Source organism: Flavobacterium sp. LC2016-23, assembly GCF_009674775.1.
Lineage (GTDB): Bacteria > Bacteroidota > Bacteroidia > Flavobacteriales > Flavobacteriaceae > Flavobacterium.
Genome location: NZ_WKKE01000007.1, coordinates 186597 through 205720 on the forward strand (window position 1 = coordinate 186597; position 19124 = coordinate 205720).

Annotated in this window: 19 protein-coding genes and 1 tRNA gene; 7 read left to right on the plus strand and 13 right to left on the minus strand. The window is 37.1% G+C overall.

What is annotated here, in order from left to right; translation table 11 throughout:
• Positions 1 to 32: 32 nt before the first annotated feature.
• The 4 genes from GJU43_RS08025 to GJU43_RS08040 all read right to left on the minus strand — a co-directional run bounded on the left by GJU43_RS08025 (position 33) and on the right by GJU43_RS08040 (position 3987).
• Positions 33 to 668, minus strand: coding sequence for a LysE family transporter (locus GJU43_RS08025; protein ID WP_154340254.1), 636 nt, complete (start codon positions 666 to 668; stop codon positions 33 to 35).
• Between the two features lie 40 nt (positions 669 to 708).
• Positions 709 to 1386, minus strand: coding sequence for a tRNA (guanosine(46)-N7)-methyltransferase TrmB (gene trmB, locus GJU43_RS08030; RefSeq protein WP_370455550.1), 678 nt, complete (start codon positions 1384 to 1386; stop codon positions 709 to 711).
• 463 nt (positions 1387 to 1849) lie between these two features.
• On the minus strand, positions 1850 to 3232 hold the full coding sequence (locus GJU43_RS08035; protein ID WP_154340255.1) for an ammonium transporter: 1383 nt from the start codon (positions 3230 to 3232) through the stop codon (positions 1850 to 1852).
• A 263-nt stretch (positions 3233 to 3495) separates the two neighbouring features.
• On the minus strand, positions 3496 to 3987 hold the full coding sequence (locus GJU43_RS08040; RefSeq protein WP_154340256.1) for a nuclear transport factor 2 family protein: 492 nt from the start codon (positions 3985 to 3987) through the stop codon (positions 3496 to 3498).
• Between the two features lie 594 nt (positions 3988 to 4581).
• Here GJU43_RS08040 and GJU43_RS08045 point away from each other — a divergent pair.
• Positions 4582 to 5259: a hypothetical protein gene (locus GJU43_RS08045; protein WP_154340257.1), complete on the plus strand. Its 678-nt coding sequence runs from the start codon at positions 4582 to 4584 to the stop codon at positions 5257 to 5259.
• An 86-nt stretch (positions 5260 to 5345) separates the two neighbouring features.
• Here GJU43_RS08045 and GJU43_RS08050 read toward each other — a convergent pair whose 3' ends face one another.
• Positions 5346 to 5660 (minus strand): HPF/RaiA family ribosome-associated protein, encoded by a 315-nt coding sequence (locus GJU43_RS08050; RefSeq protein WP_154340258.1) that lies wholly within the window; start codon positions 5658 to 5660, stop codon positions 5346 to 5348.
• Positions 5661 to 6026: 366 nt separating this feature from the next.
• Here GJU43_RS08050 and GJU43_RS08055 point away from each other — a divergent pair, with 366 nt between their 5' ends.
• Positions 6027 to 6260 carry a hypothetical protein gene (locus GJU43_RS08055; RefSeq protein ID WP_154340259.1) on the plus strand — a complete coding sequence of 78 codons (234 nt, stop codon included), beginning with the start codon at positions 6027 to 6029 and terminating at the stop codon, positions 6258 to 6260.
• A gap of 225 nt (positions 6261 to 6485) precedes the next feature.
• Here GJU43_RS08055 and GJU43_RS08060 read toward each other — a convergent pair whose 3' ends face one another.
• From GJU43_RS08060 to GJU43_RS08085, 6 genes are all read right to left on the minus strand, one after another.
• On the minus strand, positions 6486 to 6905 hold the full coding sequence (locus GJU43_RS08060; RefSeq protein ID WP_154340260.1) for a very short patch repair endonuclease: 420 nt from the start codon (positions 6903 to 6905) through the stop codon (positions 6486 to 6488).
• Between the two features lie 6 nt (positions 6906 to 6911).
• Positions 6912 to 8135 carry a type II restriction endonuclease gene (locus tag GJU43_RS08065; protein WP_154340261.1) on the minus strand — a complete coding sequence of 408 codons (1224 nt, stop codon included), beginning with the start codon at positions 8133 to 8135 and terminating at the stop codon, positions 6912 to 6914.
• Positions 8136 to 8164: 29 nt separating this feature from the next.
• Positions 8165 to 9400, minus strand: coding sequence for a DNA (cytosine-5-)-methyltransferase (dcm, locus tag GJU43_RS08070; RefSeq protein WP_154340262.1), 1236 nt, complete (start codon positions 9398 to 9400; stop codon positions 8165 to 8167).
• Complete coding sequence (locus GJU43_RS08075; protein ID WP_026982691.1) at positions 9400 to 9621, minus strand: helix-turn-helix domain-containing protein; 222 nt, start codon at positions 9619 to 9621, stop codon at positions 9400 to 9402. Before GJU43_RS08075 ends, dcm begins: the two co-directional genes overlap by 1 nt.
• Before the next feature lie 257 nt (positions 9622 to 9878).
• Complete coding sequence (locus GJU43_RS08080) at positions 9879 to 10091, minus strand: hypothetical protein (protein ID WP_154340263.1); 213 nt, start codon at positions 10089 to 10091, stop codon at positions 9879 to 9881.
• A gap of 183 nt (positions 10092 to 10274) precedes the next feature.
• Positions 10275 to 12737: an AsmA family protein gene (locus tag GJU43_RS08085; RefSeq protein ID WP_154340264.1), complete on the minus strand. Its 2463-nt coding sequence runs from the start codon at positions 12735 to 12737 to the stop codon at positions 10275 to 10277.
• Between the two features lie 265 nt (positions 12738 to 13002).
• Between GJU43_RS08085 and trxA the strand changes: the two genes are divergently transcribed.
• Complete coding sequence (trxA, locus tag GJU43_RS08090; protein ID WP_041516662.1) at positions 13003 to 13320, plus strand: thioredoxin; 318 nt, start codon at positions 13003 to 13005, stop codon at positions 13318 to 13320.
• A 418-nt stretch (positions 13321 to 13738) separates the two neighbouring features.
• On the opposite strand, the gene GJU43_RS08095 is transcribed toward trxA, so the two are convergent.
• Positions 13739 to 15820 carry a HAMP domain-containing sensor histidine kinase gene (locus tag GJU43_RS08095; protein WP_154340265.1) on the minus strand — a complete coding sequence of 694 codons (2082 nt, stop codon included), beginning with the start codon at positions 15818 to 15820 and terminating at the stop codon, positions 13739 to 13741.
• Positions 15821 to 16525 (minus strand): LytTR family DNA-binding domain-containing protein, encoded by a 705-nt coding sequence (locus GJU43_RS08100; protein ID WP_154340266.1) that lies wholly within the window; start codon positions 16523 to 16525, stop codon positions 15821 to 15823.
• Between the two features lie 203 nt (positions 16526 to 16728).
• On the opposite strand from GJU43_RS08100, the gene GJU43_RS08105 reads away from it, so the two are divergent.
• The 4 genes from GJU43_RS08105 (at position 16729) to GJU43_RS08120 (ending at position 19121) form a co-directional block, all read left to right on the plus strand.
• Entirely contained in the window at positions 16729 to 17274 is a 546-nt protein-coding gene (locus GJU43_RS08105) for a hypothetical protein (protein WP_154340267.1), read from the plus strand.
• Between the two features lie 65 nt (positions 17275 to 17339).
• On the plus strand, positions 17340 to 17936 hold the full coding sequence (locus GJU43_RS08110) for a DUF4082 domain-containing protein (RefSeq protein WP_154340268.1): 597 nt from the start codon (positions 17340 to 17342) through the stop codon (positions 17934 to 17936).
• Positions 17937 to 18034: 98 nt separating this feature from the next.
• Positions 18035 to 18961 carry a DUF58 domain-containing protein gene (locus GJU43_RS08115; RefSeq protein WP_154340269.1) on the plus strand — a complete coding sequence of 309 codons (927 nt, stop codon included), beginning with the start codon at positions 18035 to 18037 and terminating at the stop codon, positions 18959 to 18961.
• Between the two features lie 86 nt (positions 18962 to 19047).
• Positions 19048 to 19121, plus strand: a tRNA-Asp gene (locus tag GJU43_RS08120).
• Positions 19122 to 19124 lie beyond the last annotated feature (3 nt).

Here is a 19124-nt window from a genome sequence, read left to right on the forward strand (position 1 = left end):
AGAATCACTTTTAATCTGCGGCAACTATATTTTTACCCGAAATAGTAATTCAGAATATTAAAAAGCGTTACAATAGCAATCAGACCCGTAATGCTTCCAATGATTGTATTCATATTTCGCATGATATAATCGGTTTTCTTTTCGATTCTTCCGAAGAAAGCAATGTAGCTGTATAAAACAGCGAATGAACCTAAAACAGATCCAAATACAAAAGTGAAAATGACATTGTTTTCAAAAGCAAAAAGATGGTAAGAAGCCAAAGTGACACTCACCACAACATAATACGGAATCGGGAAGAAATTCAGTCCCGAAAGCAGCATGCCCAGAAAGAAACGGCTTTTTTTACTGCTTTTTTTAATCTTCGATTTTTTAGCTTTAGGTTCTTTGGCGATAAACAAAAAGTAAATCGTCAGGATCGAAAAAATCGCAAAACCAACTTCACGTAATAACGTAACCACGTCCGGCCTGTTGTCGATGACCTGAGCGAATAAAACGGCTAAGGAAACCTGGAAAAAAATAACGAGAACGGCACCAACGACAAACCAAAGCGCATTCTTTTTTCCTTCTTTCAGATTTATTTTGGCTGCCGTCATGTTAATTAGACCAGGAGGAATAATTCCGATGAAAGCGGCAATGAAACCTGAAAGTAATGGAGTAAGTAATGCCATTCAGTTAAATGATGGGTTAGTATTTGGTTTTAAAACTAAATTAATCTTTAATTTTAAAACGAATATACGTAATTGCCTTGTTAATTTCTAAATATTGTTTCTCGTAAAAAGTCTGGAAAGCAGTTACTTCTTCCGGACTTCCTTCGTTTCTGTACACATTATGGTTGGCGTATAAAACTTCGTGTCCTTCTCCGTGCAGTAATCCCAAGGTATAACCGTGCATGAATTCGCTGTCGGTTTTCAGGTTTACCACACCGTCTTTTTTAAGGATTGTTTTGTATAATTTCAGGAACTCAGAATTCGTCATTCTGTGTTTGGTTCTTTTGTATTTGATTTGCGGATCCGGAAAAGTAATCCAGATTTCATCCACTTCATTTTCGGCAAAAACATGGTTGATCAGTTCGATTTGAGTTCGGATAAAGGCAACATTATGCAGGCCATTTTCTACCGCAGTTTTGGCACCTCTCCAGAAACGCGCGCCTTTAATATCGATTCCGATAAAATTTTTGTTGGGATATTTTTCGGCTAATCCAACAGAATATTCTCCTTTTCCACAGCCTAATTCCAGGACTAACGGATTATCATTTTTAAAGAAATCAGTATTCCATTTTCCTCTTAAGGGCATTAAATTGCCTACCACTTCTTCTCTGGTTGGTTGAAAAACGTTTTCAAATGTTTCGTTTTCCCTGAATCTTTTAAGTTTATTTTTACTTCCCACTTTTACAAAAATTTTCAGCAAAATTAAGGAATATAAACGAATGAATTAGAGTGGTTTTGTTTTTTGCCACGAATTACACGAATTTGCACTAATTTTTTATGGGTAATGATATTTTTTTGCCACGAATTGCACGAATTGGCACTAATTTTTCGCGTATGCTGCTTAAATTAATTCGTGAAAATTTGTGTAATCTGTGGCTACTATTTTATGCGTAATGGTATGTTTTTTTGCCACGAATTGCACGAATTTCCACTAATTTTTTCGCGTATGCTGCTTAAAATTAATTCGTGAGAATTTGTGTAATCTGTGGCTACTATTTTATGCGTAATGGTATGTTTTTTTGCCACGAATTACACTAATCTCCACTAATTTTTCGCGTATGCTGCTTAAAATTAATTCGTGAGAATTCGTGTAATTCGTGGCAAACTATATTTTAATTAAAATTCGTGGCAAAGCAAATATCTTAATGGTATTGTGTTTCCGGTACGGCTAACATTTTAGGATCTAATGTCTCATCGTGTTGTGATAAATCCAGTCCGATGTGTTCGGATTCTTCGGAAACACGCAGCGGAATAATAAAGTTGGTTACTTTGAATAGGAAATAAGCCCCGAAGAAAGTAAAGATCGAAACCAGCACCAAAGCAATCATATGATGCATAAATACGTTCCAGCCGCCGTGCAGTAAACTTGCCTTTTCGCCATGTGCAAAAATCGCGGTCAGGATCATTCCCATGATACCGCCCACACCGTGACAGGCAAAAACGTCAAGCGTATCGTCAAATCTTCTCGAGAAACTACAATTCACAACTGAATTAGAAACCAAAGCCGTTACAAATCCGAAAAACATACTTTCCGGAACCGAAACATAACCTGCTGCGGGCGTTATGGCCACCAAACCTACCACAGCTCCGATACAGGCCCCGAGAGCGGAAACTTTTCTACCGTTCATTCGGTCAAAGAAAACCCAGGTTAACATGGCTGCCGCCGATGAGGTTGTGGTCGTGGCAAAAGCCATGGCAGCAGTTCCGTTGGCCGCAAGAGCAGAACCGGCATTAAAGCCAAACCAGCCGAACCATAGCATTCCCGTTCCTAATAAGACAAACGGAATATTGGTCGGAATATGTAAACTGTTTTTTCTTTTTCCTAAAACCAGCACTCCGGCCAAAGCTGCAAAACCGGAACTCATGTGTACCACGGTTCCCCCTGCAAAATCTTTCACACCAAAATAACTGCCCAAAACACCCGTTGGATACCAAACGGCATGGCATAAAGGCGCATAGATGAAAATCGTAAACAAACTGATAAAGATTAAATACGATATAAAACGAACGCGTTCTGCAAATGAACCTGTAATAATTGCCGGAGCAATAATGGCAAACTTCATCTGGAACAAAGCGAATAACATAAACGGAATCGTGCTCGCTAATTTTTTATGCGGAAGAACGCCCACATAATCCATAAAAGCAAAAGTGGTCGGATTACCAAAGAAACTGTAAAAATGCGCTCCTGTGCCAAAACCTACCGGATCTCCAAAAGCCAGACTGAAACCCACAGTAACCCATAAAAGCGTTACCACACCCAGACAGATAAAACTTTGCAGCATCGTCGAGATTACATTTTTCTTGCCGACCATTCCGCCGTAAAAAAATGATAATCCGGGTGTCATAATCAAAACCAGACAGCAGGAGGTAAGCATCCAGGCAACATCGGCAGGAACTATGTGGTCTGTAGTTCCAAATTCAGACAGTACGTAATTGTTTTCGGTAACCGTTGGCCAAAATGCCCCTGTAATACAAACAATACTTATAATAATAAAGGAAATGATCCAGCGTTTTTCTATTTTCATTTTTCAGATACTTTATTTAAACCCTATTTTTTTTGGGGTCAAAGTTAAAAAAAAATAAATATTCAGCTTTTTAGGGCTGATAAAATAGAGGGCACGGCTTTATTTTAGTCAATTTTGTAAAATTCAATACCTTTTTTTGACAGTATGCTATTTTCAGGATTAAAAAAACAGGCTTACTTGATAAATATGTTATAATTAAATCGATATTCGGTTTTGTAAAGCACTCAAAAAGTTAGGATTATAATAACAATCCCTCAATTTGTTTATTTTTTCTGAAGCTTTGCAATCAGGGCATCTTCAATAGGCGCTTTTATTTTGGTCACAGCATCAACCTCGTCATTCGGAACGGTCATCGATAAAACATAATGTTGAATTTTCCATTCTTTCCCCACTTTCACCAAAACACCCGATCCGCGGCAGATTTTCATTTGTGTACTGAGCAATTCATCAAACCAGGCGATTTTTCCGGTTTTGTCAAAAAAGATATGGCGTTCCAAAGCCTTAAAATTCCAGGTAGTTCCTTTGTCAAAAAAAGGTTTTGCCCAGGCTTTGAAATCCGGTTTGGTCCAGTTTTCTGTTGCATCGGTTCCGATATAAATGGCATCGTCGGCCATGGCATTAAAGTAAGCCTCAAACTTTACTTCGGCAGCTGCTTTGTGCCAATGATCTAAAGTATTGTTGATGTTTTCTTTTTCGGCATTTTGTGCATGGGCAAAAGCCGTAACGAATAATAAAAGGAGAAGTGATTTTTTCATAGTGGGTTTGTTTTTGGTTTTAAAGTTAGTAAATATATTTAACCGCAAAGGGCGCAAAGTAAAAGCGCCAAGCACGCAAAGTTTTTTTTTCTTTGCGACTTTGCGACTTTGCGTGCAATTCTCAACGCTTTGTGCATTTTTTAATCACGCAAAGACGCAAAGGCGCAAAGTTTTTTTTAAGTTTTTCTTTGCGACTTCGCGACTTTGCGTGTAATTTCTCAACGCCTCGGGAGGCAGGTGGACATATTTTAATCACGCAAAGGCGCAAAAGCGCAAAGTTTTTTTTTAAGTTTTTCTTTGCGACTTCGCGACTTTGCGTGCAATTTCTCAACACTTTGTGCATTTTTTAATCACGCAAAGACGCAAAGGCGCAAAGTTTTTTAGCCTTGCGTACTTTGCGTAAATCTTCGCGTTCCTTGCGGTTAAACAACTCAAAGCTTAAATGAACTTACCTCCCTTACATGGTTTATCCCGTTACAATGTTAATCTTAGCGCTCCTAGCGGTTAAAAACACACAGTAATCAAAACTTAAATGAACTTATAACCCTTATATGTTTATTTAGTATATTTGAGAGCTCTTAAAATACTACCGTTATGAATTCGAAAATCATTATAAGCTCTCTAGTCCTTTCCTCTTTGGTTTTGGTATCCTGCAAGAAGGAACTCGAACCACAGGAAAACACCCCAACCTCAGAATTGGTAAAATTGGGGCTAGTGAAAGACACCACCAAAGTCAATACAGCAGCGGCCGCACCTGCGCCAACTGCCAACCCGAATACCGTAATGAACGCCACCGGCGGCATAAATCCGGCACACGGACAACCCGGCCACCGCTGTGATATTGCGGTTGGAGCACCGTTAAATTCGGCTCCGACACAAACACAAACGCAGACCACCACGACGCAGACCGCACAAACCATGCAGGTCAATCCGGGCAAGCAGGTGGTAACTACGACCACCACGGCAGCACCCGTAAAAGTAGCCAAAGGAATGAATCCATCGCACGGACAACCGGGACATCGATGTGATATTCCTGTTGGAGCACCGCTGAATTCTCCGAAAGCGAGTACCACCGCTACAGCTTCGGCTCCTTCGCAAGGCGGATCGTTTTCGCAAAAAATAACCGTAACACCACCGCCTGCCAAAAGTAACGTACCGGCATTGCTGAGTACAGAAACTACCAATCAGGTAGCAGAAGGCATGAATCCGGCACACGGACAACCGGGACATCGTTGCGATATTCCAGTAGGGCAGCCGTTACCAAAATCATAAACACAAAAAAACCGAATACAAATCGTATTCGGTTTTTTGTTTCTATTCGTTAGCGATATCGCTATTGGTAGATTAATCTATATAAATTAATACTCTTTCATTTTTTCGAAAGTCGTAGTAAGTGATTTTTTTGCTTTGGCCAGCGCACCGCTGAAGGCTTTTTCAAGTGTATCGGAGTGGTCTGTTACAGTTAAGGGTTGTAAATTGGCTACACGAACTTCGATCACGCATTTTTTATCGTTTAAGCTGAATTTCTCTCCGTTTTCATCTCCGAAATGTACTTCAACGCGGGTAATTTTTTCTTCAAAACGGTTTAGGCCTTTTTCTAATTCTTCAGAAAAGTAAGTAGCTAATCTTTCGTGTCCTTCGATGTTCTTGTCTGTATTGATTTGAATTTTCATATAGTTTATATTTAGTGATTGTTTCTCAAAGCTATTTTAATTAGAATGAAAAGCCAAGTGAGTTAATAAAACATTATGAAAATAGTTACCCCATTTTGTCATTTCGACGAAGGAGAAATCACATCACAAACTCCACACCAATAGGAAAATATAAATTGTAAGAATTTATCTTGTATTTTTTTGTACTGACTTGCAGAAGTTCCCATCTTTTGTGTATCTTCGCAGTCCTAAACTTCGAGATTATGAACACAACAAAACTTCTTGCCCGTATGGCATGCTGGCGGTATTGGAAACAACCACAACGCGTTCTCGAAGGCGTAGGACAGCTAACCCGTACGGGTTTTTTATTCCCTAAACTTTGAGATTATGAGTACCAACACCTTTTCAAAAGAAACCGAATTGAGGTTAAATGATTTCTTCAGCCATTCCATTGATCCGGAGAGTATGGCCAAAACCATCAGACATGTCAATTATCTGCTTGCTCTCGGCGTCATGCGTGATCACGAACCGCTGCATTCAGATAAAAGAAGTCTCGAAGTTTGCTTTTACTGGATGAACGAACTAGCCGAAATCCTAAATCCTTATCTGGATGTTGACTGATTAAAAAACCGAAAAAGCCACTGTTAGCAGTGGCTTTTTTTGTTTAAAGCCGTTTATTTTGAAAAAAAATCTGTTGTAAAATTTCTGTTGTAAAAAAAACTACAACAGAATATTTTCAACAGTTTTGTTGTAAAAATTTTGTTGGAGAAAAAAAGTACAACAGAATATTTACAACAAATTTGTTGTAGAAATGAAATTGAAAAGTAAAAATACAACAGGAAGTTTCTAAGTGTTTTGTCTTTCGTTTATGGCATTTTGAATTTCAAGAATACAGGAATCCAAATTCTTTTTGATATCGTTGCTCCAGAAACGCAGAATCTTCCAGTTTTGAGCTTCTAAATGTGCATTGACTTCTATGTCGCGTTGCATGTTTCGTTCGATTTTTTTGATCCAGAATTCAGGATTGGTTTGTGGTTTTTTCCGCGTTTCCCAGTCTTTTCCATGGAAGAATTCTGAATCTACGAATACTGCAATTTTTAGTTTTTTAAAGGTAAAGTCCGGTTTTCCAAAAACTGTTTTATTGTTTTTTCTGTAGCGGTAACCTAGATTCCATAAGGCTTTTGCCAAACTTACTTCAGCTTTTGTTGCAGTGCTTTTGATGGCACGCATGTTTTTGGAGCGTTGTTCTGGATTGTGGACATCCATAACAAATTAAGTTATTTTATTTTGTCGTTGTCGAACTACGTTTATAAAGTCTTGAAGGTTTAATAAATTTAATTGTTGAGAAGCAGTATAAGTTTCCTTCAAAGATTGTGGAATTACAAGTTGTAAATTTTGCGCTAACATTTCGTCAGTCTGATTTACGCTTATTGCGGGCTCTAACGTGATTAAATGTTTCTGGGAAGTAATTCTCTCTGCTTCCGATAAAACTTGTCTCCATCTATCTTTTGCTGTAGTCTTAACACCAAGCATTGTCAATAATTCAACGGGGAAATCTGGGTTATGATAATTTGTTATCGACGGAAAAAGAAAATCAGGTTTGTTATTCCTTTCTGTTTTTGCTCCTTTAGAAAAGTTTATTTCTTGAAATTTAAAAATAGAGGCGAGATGATTTTCAAAAGCAAAACCGGCACGAGACTTTCTTCTATTCTGAACGCTTAATGAGAATGAAATAAAATCGTCTACGTCTATCCTATTTTCTCCAAATCCTTGTTCAAGTTTTTTTGATACAATATGTTTCTCAAGCGTTTTGAAAAGCATTTCTTCTCTTTCAAGCCAAGCAATCAAAGTTTGATCTGGTTCTTCAATTGGGGAAACATTACCAACTGTGGAACGGGCAAATTCTGAAAAGTCCGATGTTGAAGGAAACTTATTTCCAAATTTATTAAGGATCAAGTCTAAGAAATCTGGCTCAGTCTCATCAATTTCAAAACCAAGTGAATTAAGAATATATTTTCCTGCAAAATTAAGTTTGATGTCATTTGAGGAAATATCACGGAAAATAAATTTGTTTCCAATTTCTTCTATTTCAAAAAGCCAAAGTAATTGCTGTTCAGCCGTTGTTCCCTTAGGAGCTACTACCACAGCTAATTTGTTATCATGTGTGAGTCCAATTAATAAAAAGTCACCAGCATTAGCACTTTCCATAACTTGTGTTGCGGAATAATAAAGACGATATTCTGCGCTTCTATTAGGGGTATCTTTCCTTGCGTTATACCAAGACAGGAATCCTTCTTCTCGTAATATAGTTTCTTCATTGTCAGTTAGGTATATAAAAACACATTCATGTTTAGATCTTTCCGTGCCTAACATAGATCTAAATCCACTAATACCATTAAATTCATGTTGGTTAGAAACTTTGGGATCAACTTCAACTTCACTAAGTCTTTTTGCGCCTATGTTTTTAAAGTATTTTGAAAGAAGACCATTTCCCATTATTATAAAATTATAATTAATTTATCCTGTTATTGCTCGGGAGAATTTAATTTTTGATTAGCCTTTTGTTTTACAATTTCTGCGACTAAATTTTTGCCAACTGCCTGCATTAAAGGTGAAACTACTGAATTTCCAAATTGTTTATAAGCTTGATTGTCAGAAACAGGAATCACAAAATTATCAGGAAATCCTTGAAGTCTTGCGCATTCCCTAGGCACTAGTCGTCTAGGATTTTTACCTTCCTGAGGAATTAATATTTCTGCGCCATCTTTATAATATCTGGCACTCATTGTTCTTGAAATTCCATTTAAATCTGCCAGACCAAATCCAAAACCATTTCCTTTGGCTTTATGTTTTTTAGCATATTCTTGTAAATAGTTCCAAAGTTTATCTGATAGTGTGTATTTGGGATCAACTTCAGGTAAAAGAATATCCTTTAATGCAAATTTCACATCACTCATTTCAGGGAATTTGAAATTTTCTCTCCCTTTAAAATATTCATTATCAAATCCAACAATAATAATTCTTTCTCTATGCTGAGGAACAAAATGTTTACCATCTAAAACTTTAAAATAAATAGTATAATTTAATTCTCTTAATGTGTTTTGGATAACTTTAAATGTATTGCCTTTGTCATGAGATACAAGATTTTTGACGTTTTCTAACATGAAAGTTTTAGGTCTTTTATGTTTAAGGATTCGTGCTATATCAAAAAAAAGTGTTCCTTGTGTTTCATCCAGAAAACCATGTTTTCGGCCTAATGCATTTTTTTTTGATACTCCTGCAATTGAGAAAGGTTGGCAGGGAAAACCAGCAAGAAGAATATCATGATCAGGAATTTCAGTTTCATTGATCTGAGTTATGTCTCCGAAAGGGACTTTTCCAAAATTTGCCTCGTATGTTTTTTTCGAATAAGTATCCCATTCACTAGTAAAAACACACTTACCGCCTAGATTTTGATATGCCAGTCTTATACCGCCAATACCTGCAAATAGATCAATAAATTTAAATTCAGGATTTTTAACTGGAGGGAATGGTATGTCCCATTTAATTGGTAAATAATATTGAAAATCAGGTTCTTCAACAATATTCAATTTCTCATGTATATCAGTTAAATATTCTGCTGCATCACTTTCGAAATATTGTGAAACTCCATTTGTATGGTTGTGAAAATAATGAGTAAGTTGAGCAAGTCCATTATCTGTTTTTTTATCAACTTCGATATGGAGTTTCTCTTTTATGTCTGAATACTTTTTTTGTGTCATTATTTCTTAAAATTGTTGTCGTTGAAAAAAGCTCCAAAATCGGTATCGAGAGCTGTAATTATTTTTTCTATGATTTCTATCGAAACATTTCGTTGACCTTTTTCAATGTCAGAAATATAGTTTCTGTCAACGTTGGAAATATTGGCTAAATACTCGATTGAGTATCCTTTTTGTTCTCGAAGTTCTTTGACTTTGAATCCGAATTTTTCTTTGATATTCATAGTTTATAAAAGTAATTTCGTGCATACAATTGACCCGAGTACAATTGGCCTCATTAAATAATAGTTTTCAACTCGATATTAACCGATAGTTTTAATTCTTTTCCATAAAAAAACGCCAATCATTTTCTGACTGGCGTGTTAAGATTCTAAAAAAGAAAATATCTTTGTGATCATATGTTGATTCTAATTTAATGCATAATATTTATGATAAGCAGAAGAAATCGAATTATAGCTTTTTTAATCATTATTGTAAATATCTATCTTATTCCTGTTTCGGTTTCTATATTTCTTTCGCATGGTGGTCCTGCTGGAGTTTCTAATTGGATTTTACCATTTAGTATTTTAATAAATTTATTTTTTGTACCCGCTTTATTATCATTTAAAAAGAATTTTGAACAGCGAGTTTCTAGAATTAACGAAGTTGGAATTTCAATGATTGTAGTACTATTTGCTTTAGGATTCTTATCCATATACTTTGTTTAATGAAAATGAATTATGGAAGAGTTTCTAAATAATTCAATATTTAAAATCCAAATTACAAGCTGGAAAACTTTTCGACTTCGCTCAGAGTGACAAATCTTTGTCGAGTTTCTGGTGTGATTCCTCATTCTTCGGAATGACAAGATTGGGTGGAAAGTGTGTTATAAATAAATTTACTTCCCCTTCTTCCCCCACTTAATTTTCATTTTCCCTTCATCATCAACAGCAGTTAAATGCAGGACAAGACCACGTTCGCGAACCGCATCACGTTCGGCCTGGGTGGCGAGATTGATGTCGTTTTTGGAGTTTCGGAGTGGGATGGTGAGGGCGAGATTGGTGCCGCGGCCAAAGGAATAAATACCTTCGGCATCGAGGTTTAAAACGCTCGAACTGATGGTGAAATCATTGACATCGATCTGCTCTCCGCGCAATTTAAGAATGCCCGATAAATCACTAAAGGTAATATTTTTGACATCGCGAAACGGAAAGGCAAACTTCCCGATTTTTACAATAGGCTCGAAGTTTAACAAAGCACCCTGTTTGACGTTGAACGTCAGATTGCCGTGCATCGAATTCGTGATCAGCGCGCCATTGCCGTTGATAAAACCCGTTACGTTGGCCTCACTGCTGAGTTTTCCTTTGATGTTGTTTGGATTAAAAGACGTCACGCCGAAGTTGTTGAACGAGCGTAAAAAACTCGCAATATCAACCCGCTTGACCTGCGCGTCAGCGCTAAAGGCAAAGTTTTTTCCGCTGGGCTGTACTTCGCTGTTAAAGTTGATGCTTCCGCCGGAGGTTTGCAGGGAACCGTTTTTGATCACCAATTTCGAATCGATCATCTGAATGGTTGCGGTGGTATTGGTCGCCGTTAGTTTATTATAATTGATTTTGTCGGCTTTGATGTCGATTACCACCAAACATTTATCGATTACGGTTCTTAGATGGTTGGAGATGGTGGTTCTTTTGCCCGCTTTGGCAATGGCTTTTGTTTTTTTGGAAGTCGCCAAAACGCCCAGAAATTGTTTGAGGTCGATATTCGGACAATAAATTTTCCAGTTGACGACCATTCTTTCGGGAGCATCATAATAGAGGTTCAGGAAATTGTCAATTTTTCCTTCGATGAAAATCGTATTCTTATTATGTTTATAAGCGATTTCCTGGATCAGTAAGGCTTTCTCTGTAAAATTGAGATGGATATTGGTTTTTATGGCATGAAGATTCTTCGGAATGTAATGAAAGGAAGCATCGTCAACATTTATTTTACCAATAAAACGCGGCTTTTCGATGTGCAAACCGACAATATCAAACTGAAATTTCAGGTTGGCTTTGGCGTGACCGGATGTAAACTGAATCCATTTGTCGTTGCTGATTTCGTTGAGCCTTTCCACCTCAAAATCAGAACTTACGTTTCCGGTAGCGACAGGTTTATTGAGATTGTTAATCGACAATTGTGGAATCGTAAGCGGAATGTTTTCATAATCCCCTGCAAATTGAGTCAGGATAATAGCCGAATTGGCGTCGTTGTAACCGTCTTTGGGTTTGAAATTGTTGGTAAAAATACCTTTGAAATTACAGTTTTTAATCAACCCGTCGGGAATACTCAGTTCGTTGTCTTTTATAATCGCCTGAACGACAATTTTGGGATCGCCCTCGGCATTAAAATCACCTTTGATGTCGCAATTCACGTCTATGGGTTTACTCAAATTGAATCGGTTTAACTTCGAACTGATGTTGGCAGATAAGACATTCGAAGCATTTTGCCATAAAATGGTGGTCCCGATATTGATCCCGAACAGGGCATTGCCTTTGGCGAGATTAAAAAAAGCGATGATGTCAAAAGAGTCCGCTCCGATTTTTAGGTTTCGGGTGACGACATTTATTTTTTCTTTTTCGGAAGAATAGGCAACATTAAAAGTTCCCCTGAGTTCTTTCTCTTTGGCAAAACTGCCATGTTTGGTATTAAAAGCCAGACTTTTGATCTGGGTGTCGAGAAAAACATCGGTTTGCCAGTCGTCTCCGTCGTAGTCTACTTTGGTTTTCAGGCTGGAAACATCAAAATCAAACAGTTTATGCCCCAAACGATTGTCCAGAATAAAATGTACGTCGTTGAGGTCGACCTGATCGATTGTCGTTCCGGTATTGGATTGATCTGCGGGTGCTTTTTTCTTTTTAGGTTTAAAGATATCGGCGTTCGAATAACCGTTTTCGGCTTTGTAGACATAAATATCCGCATCGTTAATGAGGATTTTATGAATGTTGATTTCGTTTTGCAACAAGCTCCAGATGTTTAGGCGGGCTTCGATTTCTTTGGCTTTTAATAAAGTATGCTGATGGGTTTTCCATTGATTGTCTTTGAGTTCAACCTCTTTTAAAGCCAGGGTAAAATTCGGAAAACCGGTTAGGAACTTATACTGAAAATCGCCCACATGAAACTGTCCGTTGATGTTTTCGTTGATGGTGGTGTTGATTTTCGCAATAATTTCAGTCTTGTTCCGGTTGAAATAAAAAGACAGGCTTCCGGCCAGAATAAGAACCAATACAATGCACCCCGCAATGAAATAGCCAAATCGTCTGGCGTATTTTTTAAAACCGGCTGATTGTAAAAAGTTTTTCAGGTGTAGTAAAGCTGCTTTCATAGAAACTGATTTTCAGGATTACTAAAGATACAGTAAAAAGGATGGAATTCCTAAAAACGTGCCTCACAATCGGGTATAGGACAAAACTTACAAATAAGAATTTTAGTACTAATATAATTAATGACAATACGTTTATAATGAAAACTAATTTGGTTATGGCGTTTGATTGATTTAAAATTTCTAAATTTGTACTCAGTTAAGGAACAAATTAAAAATTGCTCCCCTGAGAGAAATTCAAGGGATAAACTTTAAATAAAAAATTATTATGGCATTAGCAATAACAGATGCTACTTTTGACGAAGTAGTTTTGAAATCAGATAAACCAGTAATGGTAGATTTTTGGGCAGCATGGTGCGGTCCTTGTAGAATGGTTGGTCCGATCATTGATCAGATTAGCGAAGAATACGCAGGTAAAGTAGTGGTTGGTAAGGTAGATGTAGATGCTAACCAGGAATTCGCTGCAAAATATGGTGTGCGTAACATACCAACCGTTTTGGTTTTTCATAACGGTGAAGTAGTAGGAAAACAAGTAGGAGTTGCTCCGAAACAAACCTACGCAGATAGTTTAGACGCTTTGTTGTAATCGTAAGATTATGATTTATATAAAGAAGGTTTGGCGAAAGTCAAGCCTTTTTTATATATAAAAGGAAAAGGATATTAGACCCGACAGGTTTTTAAAACCTGTCGGGTCTAATTGTTACAGGTTAAAAAGGTTTTTTGCCACGAATTTCACGAATTTCCGCGAATTAATTATTTTGATTTTGCTTAAAAAAGGTTGCCACAGATTAATGGATTAAAAAGGATTTTTTTTGCCACGAATTACACGAATTTTCACGAATTACTTATTACGTTTATTGAAAAAGCTTGCTGCAGATTAAAGGAATTTAAAAGATTTTTCTAATCTGTGAAAATCCCTTAATCTGTGGCAAAAAAACACACATTTTAATTCGTGAAAATTCGTGAAATTCGTGGCAACTTATTATTTAAATTCGTGGCAAACTCTATTTTAAGAATTTAATCGTAAAAGTAGTTCCGGAATCGGGTTTTGAAGTTACTTCGATTTTACAATTAATGGCCGTTGCGAGATCGCGGATAAGGTGTAATCCCAAACCGGATTTGATTCCGATGACTTCAGAATCGTCGTATAAGGCTTTAAACTGTTCCTGAGTTCCGCCGGGACCATTGTCGGTAATGGAAAGACAGGTTTGGTTGTTTTCATTCCACGCTTTCCAGATTATTTTCCCGTCTGTTGTTTTATCCAGTGCTTTTATGGCGTTTCCGGTCAGGTTTCGGATAATGGTTTTCAGGTAATTTTCGTCGGTATCCAAAATTATGTTTTCAGGATCTTCAAATAAAATTTGGATGTTTTCAATTCCGGAGAAATGCTTTTGAGTTTCATCAAATAAAACCGAAATCGGCGTTTTCTGGAGATGAGGTTTGAAGTTTTCCATTTGCCCTTTGCTCCACAACAAAATGTCTTCCATAGAGGATAATAAATTCTCTGCTCCGCTAATGACTTTGGTCTGCATTCGCAAAGCGGTGGCTTCGTCAATGAGCTCCGGACTTTCTTTCTGAAGGTGCAGGAAGTGAATTAAATTGGAAACCGGGCTTCGTAAATCGTGGTTCAGGATGCTAAAAAACCGTGCTTTTATTTTATTGGCTTCATCTAATTCCTGATTCAAAACCTGTAATTTCTGATTGGTTTTTTTGCGGTTCTGACTTTGTTTGAATAACAATAATCCGATGATCCCCACGAGAATTAATCCCAGAATTAAAAAGAGACGTTGTTTTTTGGCCTCTCCAATCTGAATATTCTTGATCGTATTTTCGGTAGAAAGGGTTTTGATTTTTTGCTGTTTGGTTTTGTTTTGATAATGTGCTTCGGCATTGGCAATGCTTTGTTTGGCCGATTCCTGCATCATTTCATCGTTATACTTACTGTAGATTTCGTTATAATAGAATGCTTCTTTCCAAAGCCCTAATGCGGCATAACTCTGAGAGAGTTTTTTGTTTATGATAACGAAGAATTCTTTATCGTAATTTACTGCTTTTACAGCCGCTTTTTTCAGGATTTCTATTGCATTTTTGTACTCCTTTTTTTCATATAGAACCCGTCCCATGATGGTATTGGCCTCCATGATAATTTCTTCATCTGTAGATTTCTGACCGAATACAACAGCTTTTTTGGCATAGTTATAAGCAGTATTGATCTGGTGTTCGTTTATGTAATGTTCCGACATGCTTCGATTGGCAAAACTTAAATTCAGAAACAGCGAATCTTTTACGGTGGGTAAGGTGTAGATTAAAGTATAATATTTTTTGGCCTGCTCAGGTTTGTTTAGAGAAACATAACATTGTATATAATAGTTGTAGATAAAAGCGGTTACATACGGAGAATTTGTAACATACGGCTTTGCATATTCCAGGTATTCTATGACTTTGTTAAATTGTTTCATCTTAAGGTAGGAACCCGCAATCTGAGAATACGAAACTCCAATGTTTTCATCATTGGTAGCATCTTTTTTAAGCCGTTTTTTGTATTTGATGGCTTTCAGTTGATAACTGATAAAGTTTTCAAAGTTTGAATTATTCTGATAGTATTCGGCCAGACTTCCATTTAAAACCGCTTTTGTGTAATCGCTTTTAGTCGTATCCAGAACCTGTTTGATATAATGGACCAGGGATTTTCCTTTTACGGTATCCTGAACAGAATAATAAATATAATTGAGCCGCATTAAAGCCGAAGTTTCGTTTTTTAAGTGATTGACTTTTCGGGCGTATTTCCAGGATTGTTCGTAATCAACCAATGCTTTTTGATATTGGTTGTTACTAAATTCATATGCAATTCCCTGCTGAAGATAAAATCTGCTGAGATATGCGGCGTGATTTTTAGAAAGCTCAATTCCTTTTTGTGAGGCGATTATTAATTTTGGATAATCTTCGGAATCCAAAAGAGCAACAGTGTATTTCAGCCAGACTTTTAGTTTTTCGTTGGTGGTTTTATATCGGGACAAATTCGGTTCTTGTTGTGCAAAAACAGAAAGCGTTATAAAAAACAGCAGCAAAAAACGGCCTTTTCTCATCTAAATCAGATTTAGGTTTTCTTTATAACTTCTTCCCACAGGAATTGAAATATTGTTGTTTAAAATAATTTCCGTTGAATTCATTTTCTGTATAAACTGCTTCTGCACCGCAAAACTCCTGTGGATCCGGATGAAGGACTGAAAATGATCTTCTTTCAAAAGATTGCCGATGCTCGACAACACACAATGTCTCTTTTTTTCTGTAATCACCAGGGTGTAATCTTTCAGGGCTTCGAGATATAAAATTTCATGCAGTTTTACTTTCGTCTGTTCGTGGCCTTCTTTAATATAAATAGTATCACCGCCGATGCTCGCTTCAAAAAGTAAGGCTTTGAGTTTAATTTCCATAAACTCTTCGACACGACTCATGGTTTGTGTAAAGCGATCGAGTTTTAAGGGTTTTACGATAAAATCGAGTGTTTCTATTTGAAAACTTTCTACAGCATGTTCGGGATGTGCGGTGATAAAAATACAAACCGGAATTTCCATGGCCTTTTTTCTAAATTCAATTCCGTTTAGGCCCGGCATATCGATATCCAGAAATAAGATATCGACTTTTTGTTCTTCGATAAACGGAAGCGCTTCATCGGCCGATTCAAAAACACCTAAAATATCCAGAATCGGAAACTTTTTGGCAAACGATACTACCGTGAGTCTGTCTATTTCGTCATCGTCAATAATAATACAAGTATATTTTTTGGTCATTTAATTCGATTTTATGTCGTCTGTCTATTTAAAATGTCGTCTGTCTATTAGCTGTTTTTCTGCCGATTTTAATCCCGCAAATTTGCTTTGTAATTAAGCTATTAGATCAAAAGAAACGTTCTTTTAGAGATTTGACTTTTACAAAAATAATGTTATTGAATTAAATAAGAATCATTTAGCCAAATTTTAAAACCAAAATTATTATGAAAATTTCAAAAACCATTTTTACGCTTTTTTTAGTTGCCATTTCCACCATATCCTGCAGCAGCGATGACGGAACTGACGGAACTGACGGAAAAGACGGAATTGATGGACAAACAGGAGCAACCGGAACAGCCAACGTGATTTACAGTGCATGGCTAACGGCTCCAACAGCAGTTGCAGAAACTATTGATGGGACTGCAGGAATGTCTACCAGCATTGTTGCTCCCCAATTGTCAGAAGATATCCTTGCCAAAGGAACCGTATTGGTTTATATGTCTTTCGGGGCAGGAAACTATCCGTTGCCTTATACCTCAACAGCAGGAGGATTTGCTAACACCATTACAGCTATCTCTACGGCAAAGAAAATCAAATTGTTCCGATTTAGACATGACGGAGCAGGGACTGTCAATCTTCCAACATCATTGAGCTGGCGCTATATCCTGATTCCGGGTGGAGTTGCCGCTGCAACAGCTAAAACGGCAAAACCGGATTATTCTAAAATGAGTTACCAGGAAGTTTGCGCACGTTTTAATATTCAGCCTTAATTTTTGAGAGCAAATTAATACAGTATAAAATAATCCAATAAATAGAACCAGTTAAATTAATTATTATGAAAACTTTAAAAACAATTTTGTCCATTTTTTCGCTTGCTGTGTTTGCTATTTCCTGCAGCAGTGATAACGATAACGGACCAGAACCTATTAAATATGCGGAAGAAAATCCATTAGATGCTTATATGGCAGGTTCAGGATTCAGCCAAAAAGCCGTTGATGTAAAAAACTCAGGAATCTACGAATACGGTTTCAGTTTTAAACCAACCGTAACTGGGAAAATAAACGCTTTAGTAGTAAAAATTCCGGATGTAAACCCAACTTTAAGAATTACAGTATGGGATGCAGCCACCAAAACGGTTATAAAATCTGAAGTTGTAAATGTAGCAACAGCCAATGTTACCGTTGAAAAAGCGATCACTCCAATTCTATTGACAAAAGATAAAGAATATTTTTTCACAGTAAATAGTGATGACTGGATCAACAGAACCAAAACAGACGGATCAGCAGCCACTTATCCTATTGTAGCCGGAAATATAACCATTACAGGATATGCGTTTATTTCAAGTACAGCTGCAGAAACGCTGTTCCCTACAAATATTCGTACTACCTACTATGCAGGAGATATGAGCTTTAAATTTCAACGAACTGAATAATTTTTATTTTGGATGATTTGAATTAGTTAAAAAAGGTTTGGCGTCAGTCAGGCCTTTTTTTATTTTTAAATGATTTAATCTTTTAATACATTTGAAAGATGAAGATCGAATCGGAAATAGAGAAAGTATCCAGTTTTCAGCACCTCGAGATGCTGGCCAATCAGGTGGTGGAAGGATTTATATCGGGCATGCACAAGAGTCCGTTTCATGGGTTCTCGGCTGAGTTTGCGGAGCATAAGGTGTATAACGCCGGAGAAAGCACCAAACATATCGACTGGAAATTGTTTGCCAAAACCGATCGCCTGTATACCAAACGTTTTGAGGAAGAAACTAATTTACGCTGTCACCTGATTGTCGACAACTCGTCGTCGATGCATTATCCGGAATTAAAATCGAATCAGCCTTTTTATGAAAAGAAGATTGGTTTTGCTGTTCTGGCTTCGGCAGTTTTAATGAATATTCTGAAGAAACAGCGCGATGCCGTTGGCCTGAGTGTGTTTTCGGATACGTACGAATATTACGCTCCCGAAAAAGGAAGTGACCGTCACCACCGAATGCTGCTTAATAAATTAGAACAGTTATTAGAACAGCCAAAAGTCAAAAAAAGTACCGATACCATTACCTATCTGCACCAGATTGCTGAAAAAATGCACCGTCGCTCGATGATCATTTTGTTTACGGACATGCTGCAGTCGGAAGAAGATGAAAAGCTTTTTAATGCCTTGCAGCATTTAAAACACAACAAACATAAAGTAGTCCTGTTTCATGTTATTGACAACAAAACAGAGCTGAAATTTGATTTTGACAATACCCCCAGAAAGTTTATCGACTTAGAATCAGGAGAAGAAGTGTCGATTTTTGCCGATAATGTAAAAGAGGAATATGAAAAAAGGGCAGAGGAGTACTTTAAAACACTAGCGCTGACCTGCGCAAAGAACCAGATTAAGTACGTTCCGGTGAATGTAGGAGATAATTTTGAAAAAATATTGACTACATATTTGGTTGAAAAACAAAACTTTGGCTAACGATTTAAAAATATATTTGATTTTTTTTAGCAAAACGCTTGCAGAAATGAAATTCTGTTCTATCTTTGCAACCGCAATAACGCAGAGGTTTGGTAGTTCAGTTGGTTAGAATACATGCCTGTCACGCATGGGGTCGCGGGTTCGAGTCCCGTCCAGACCGCAA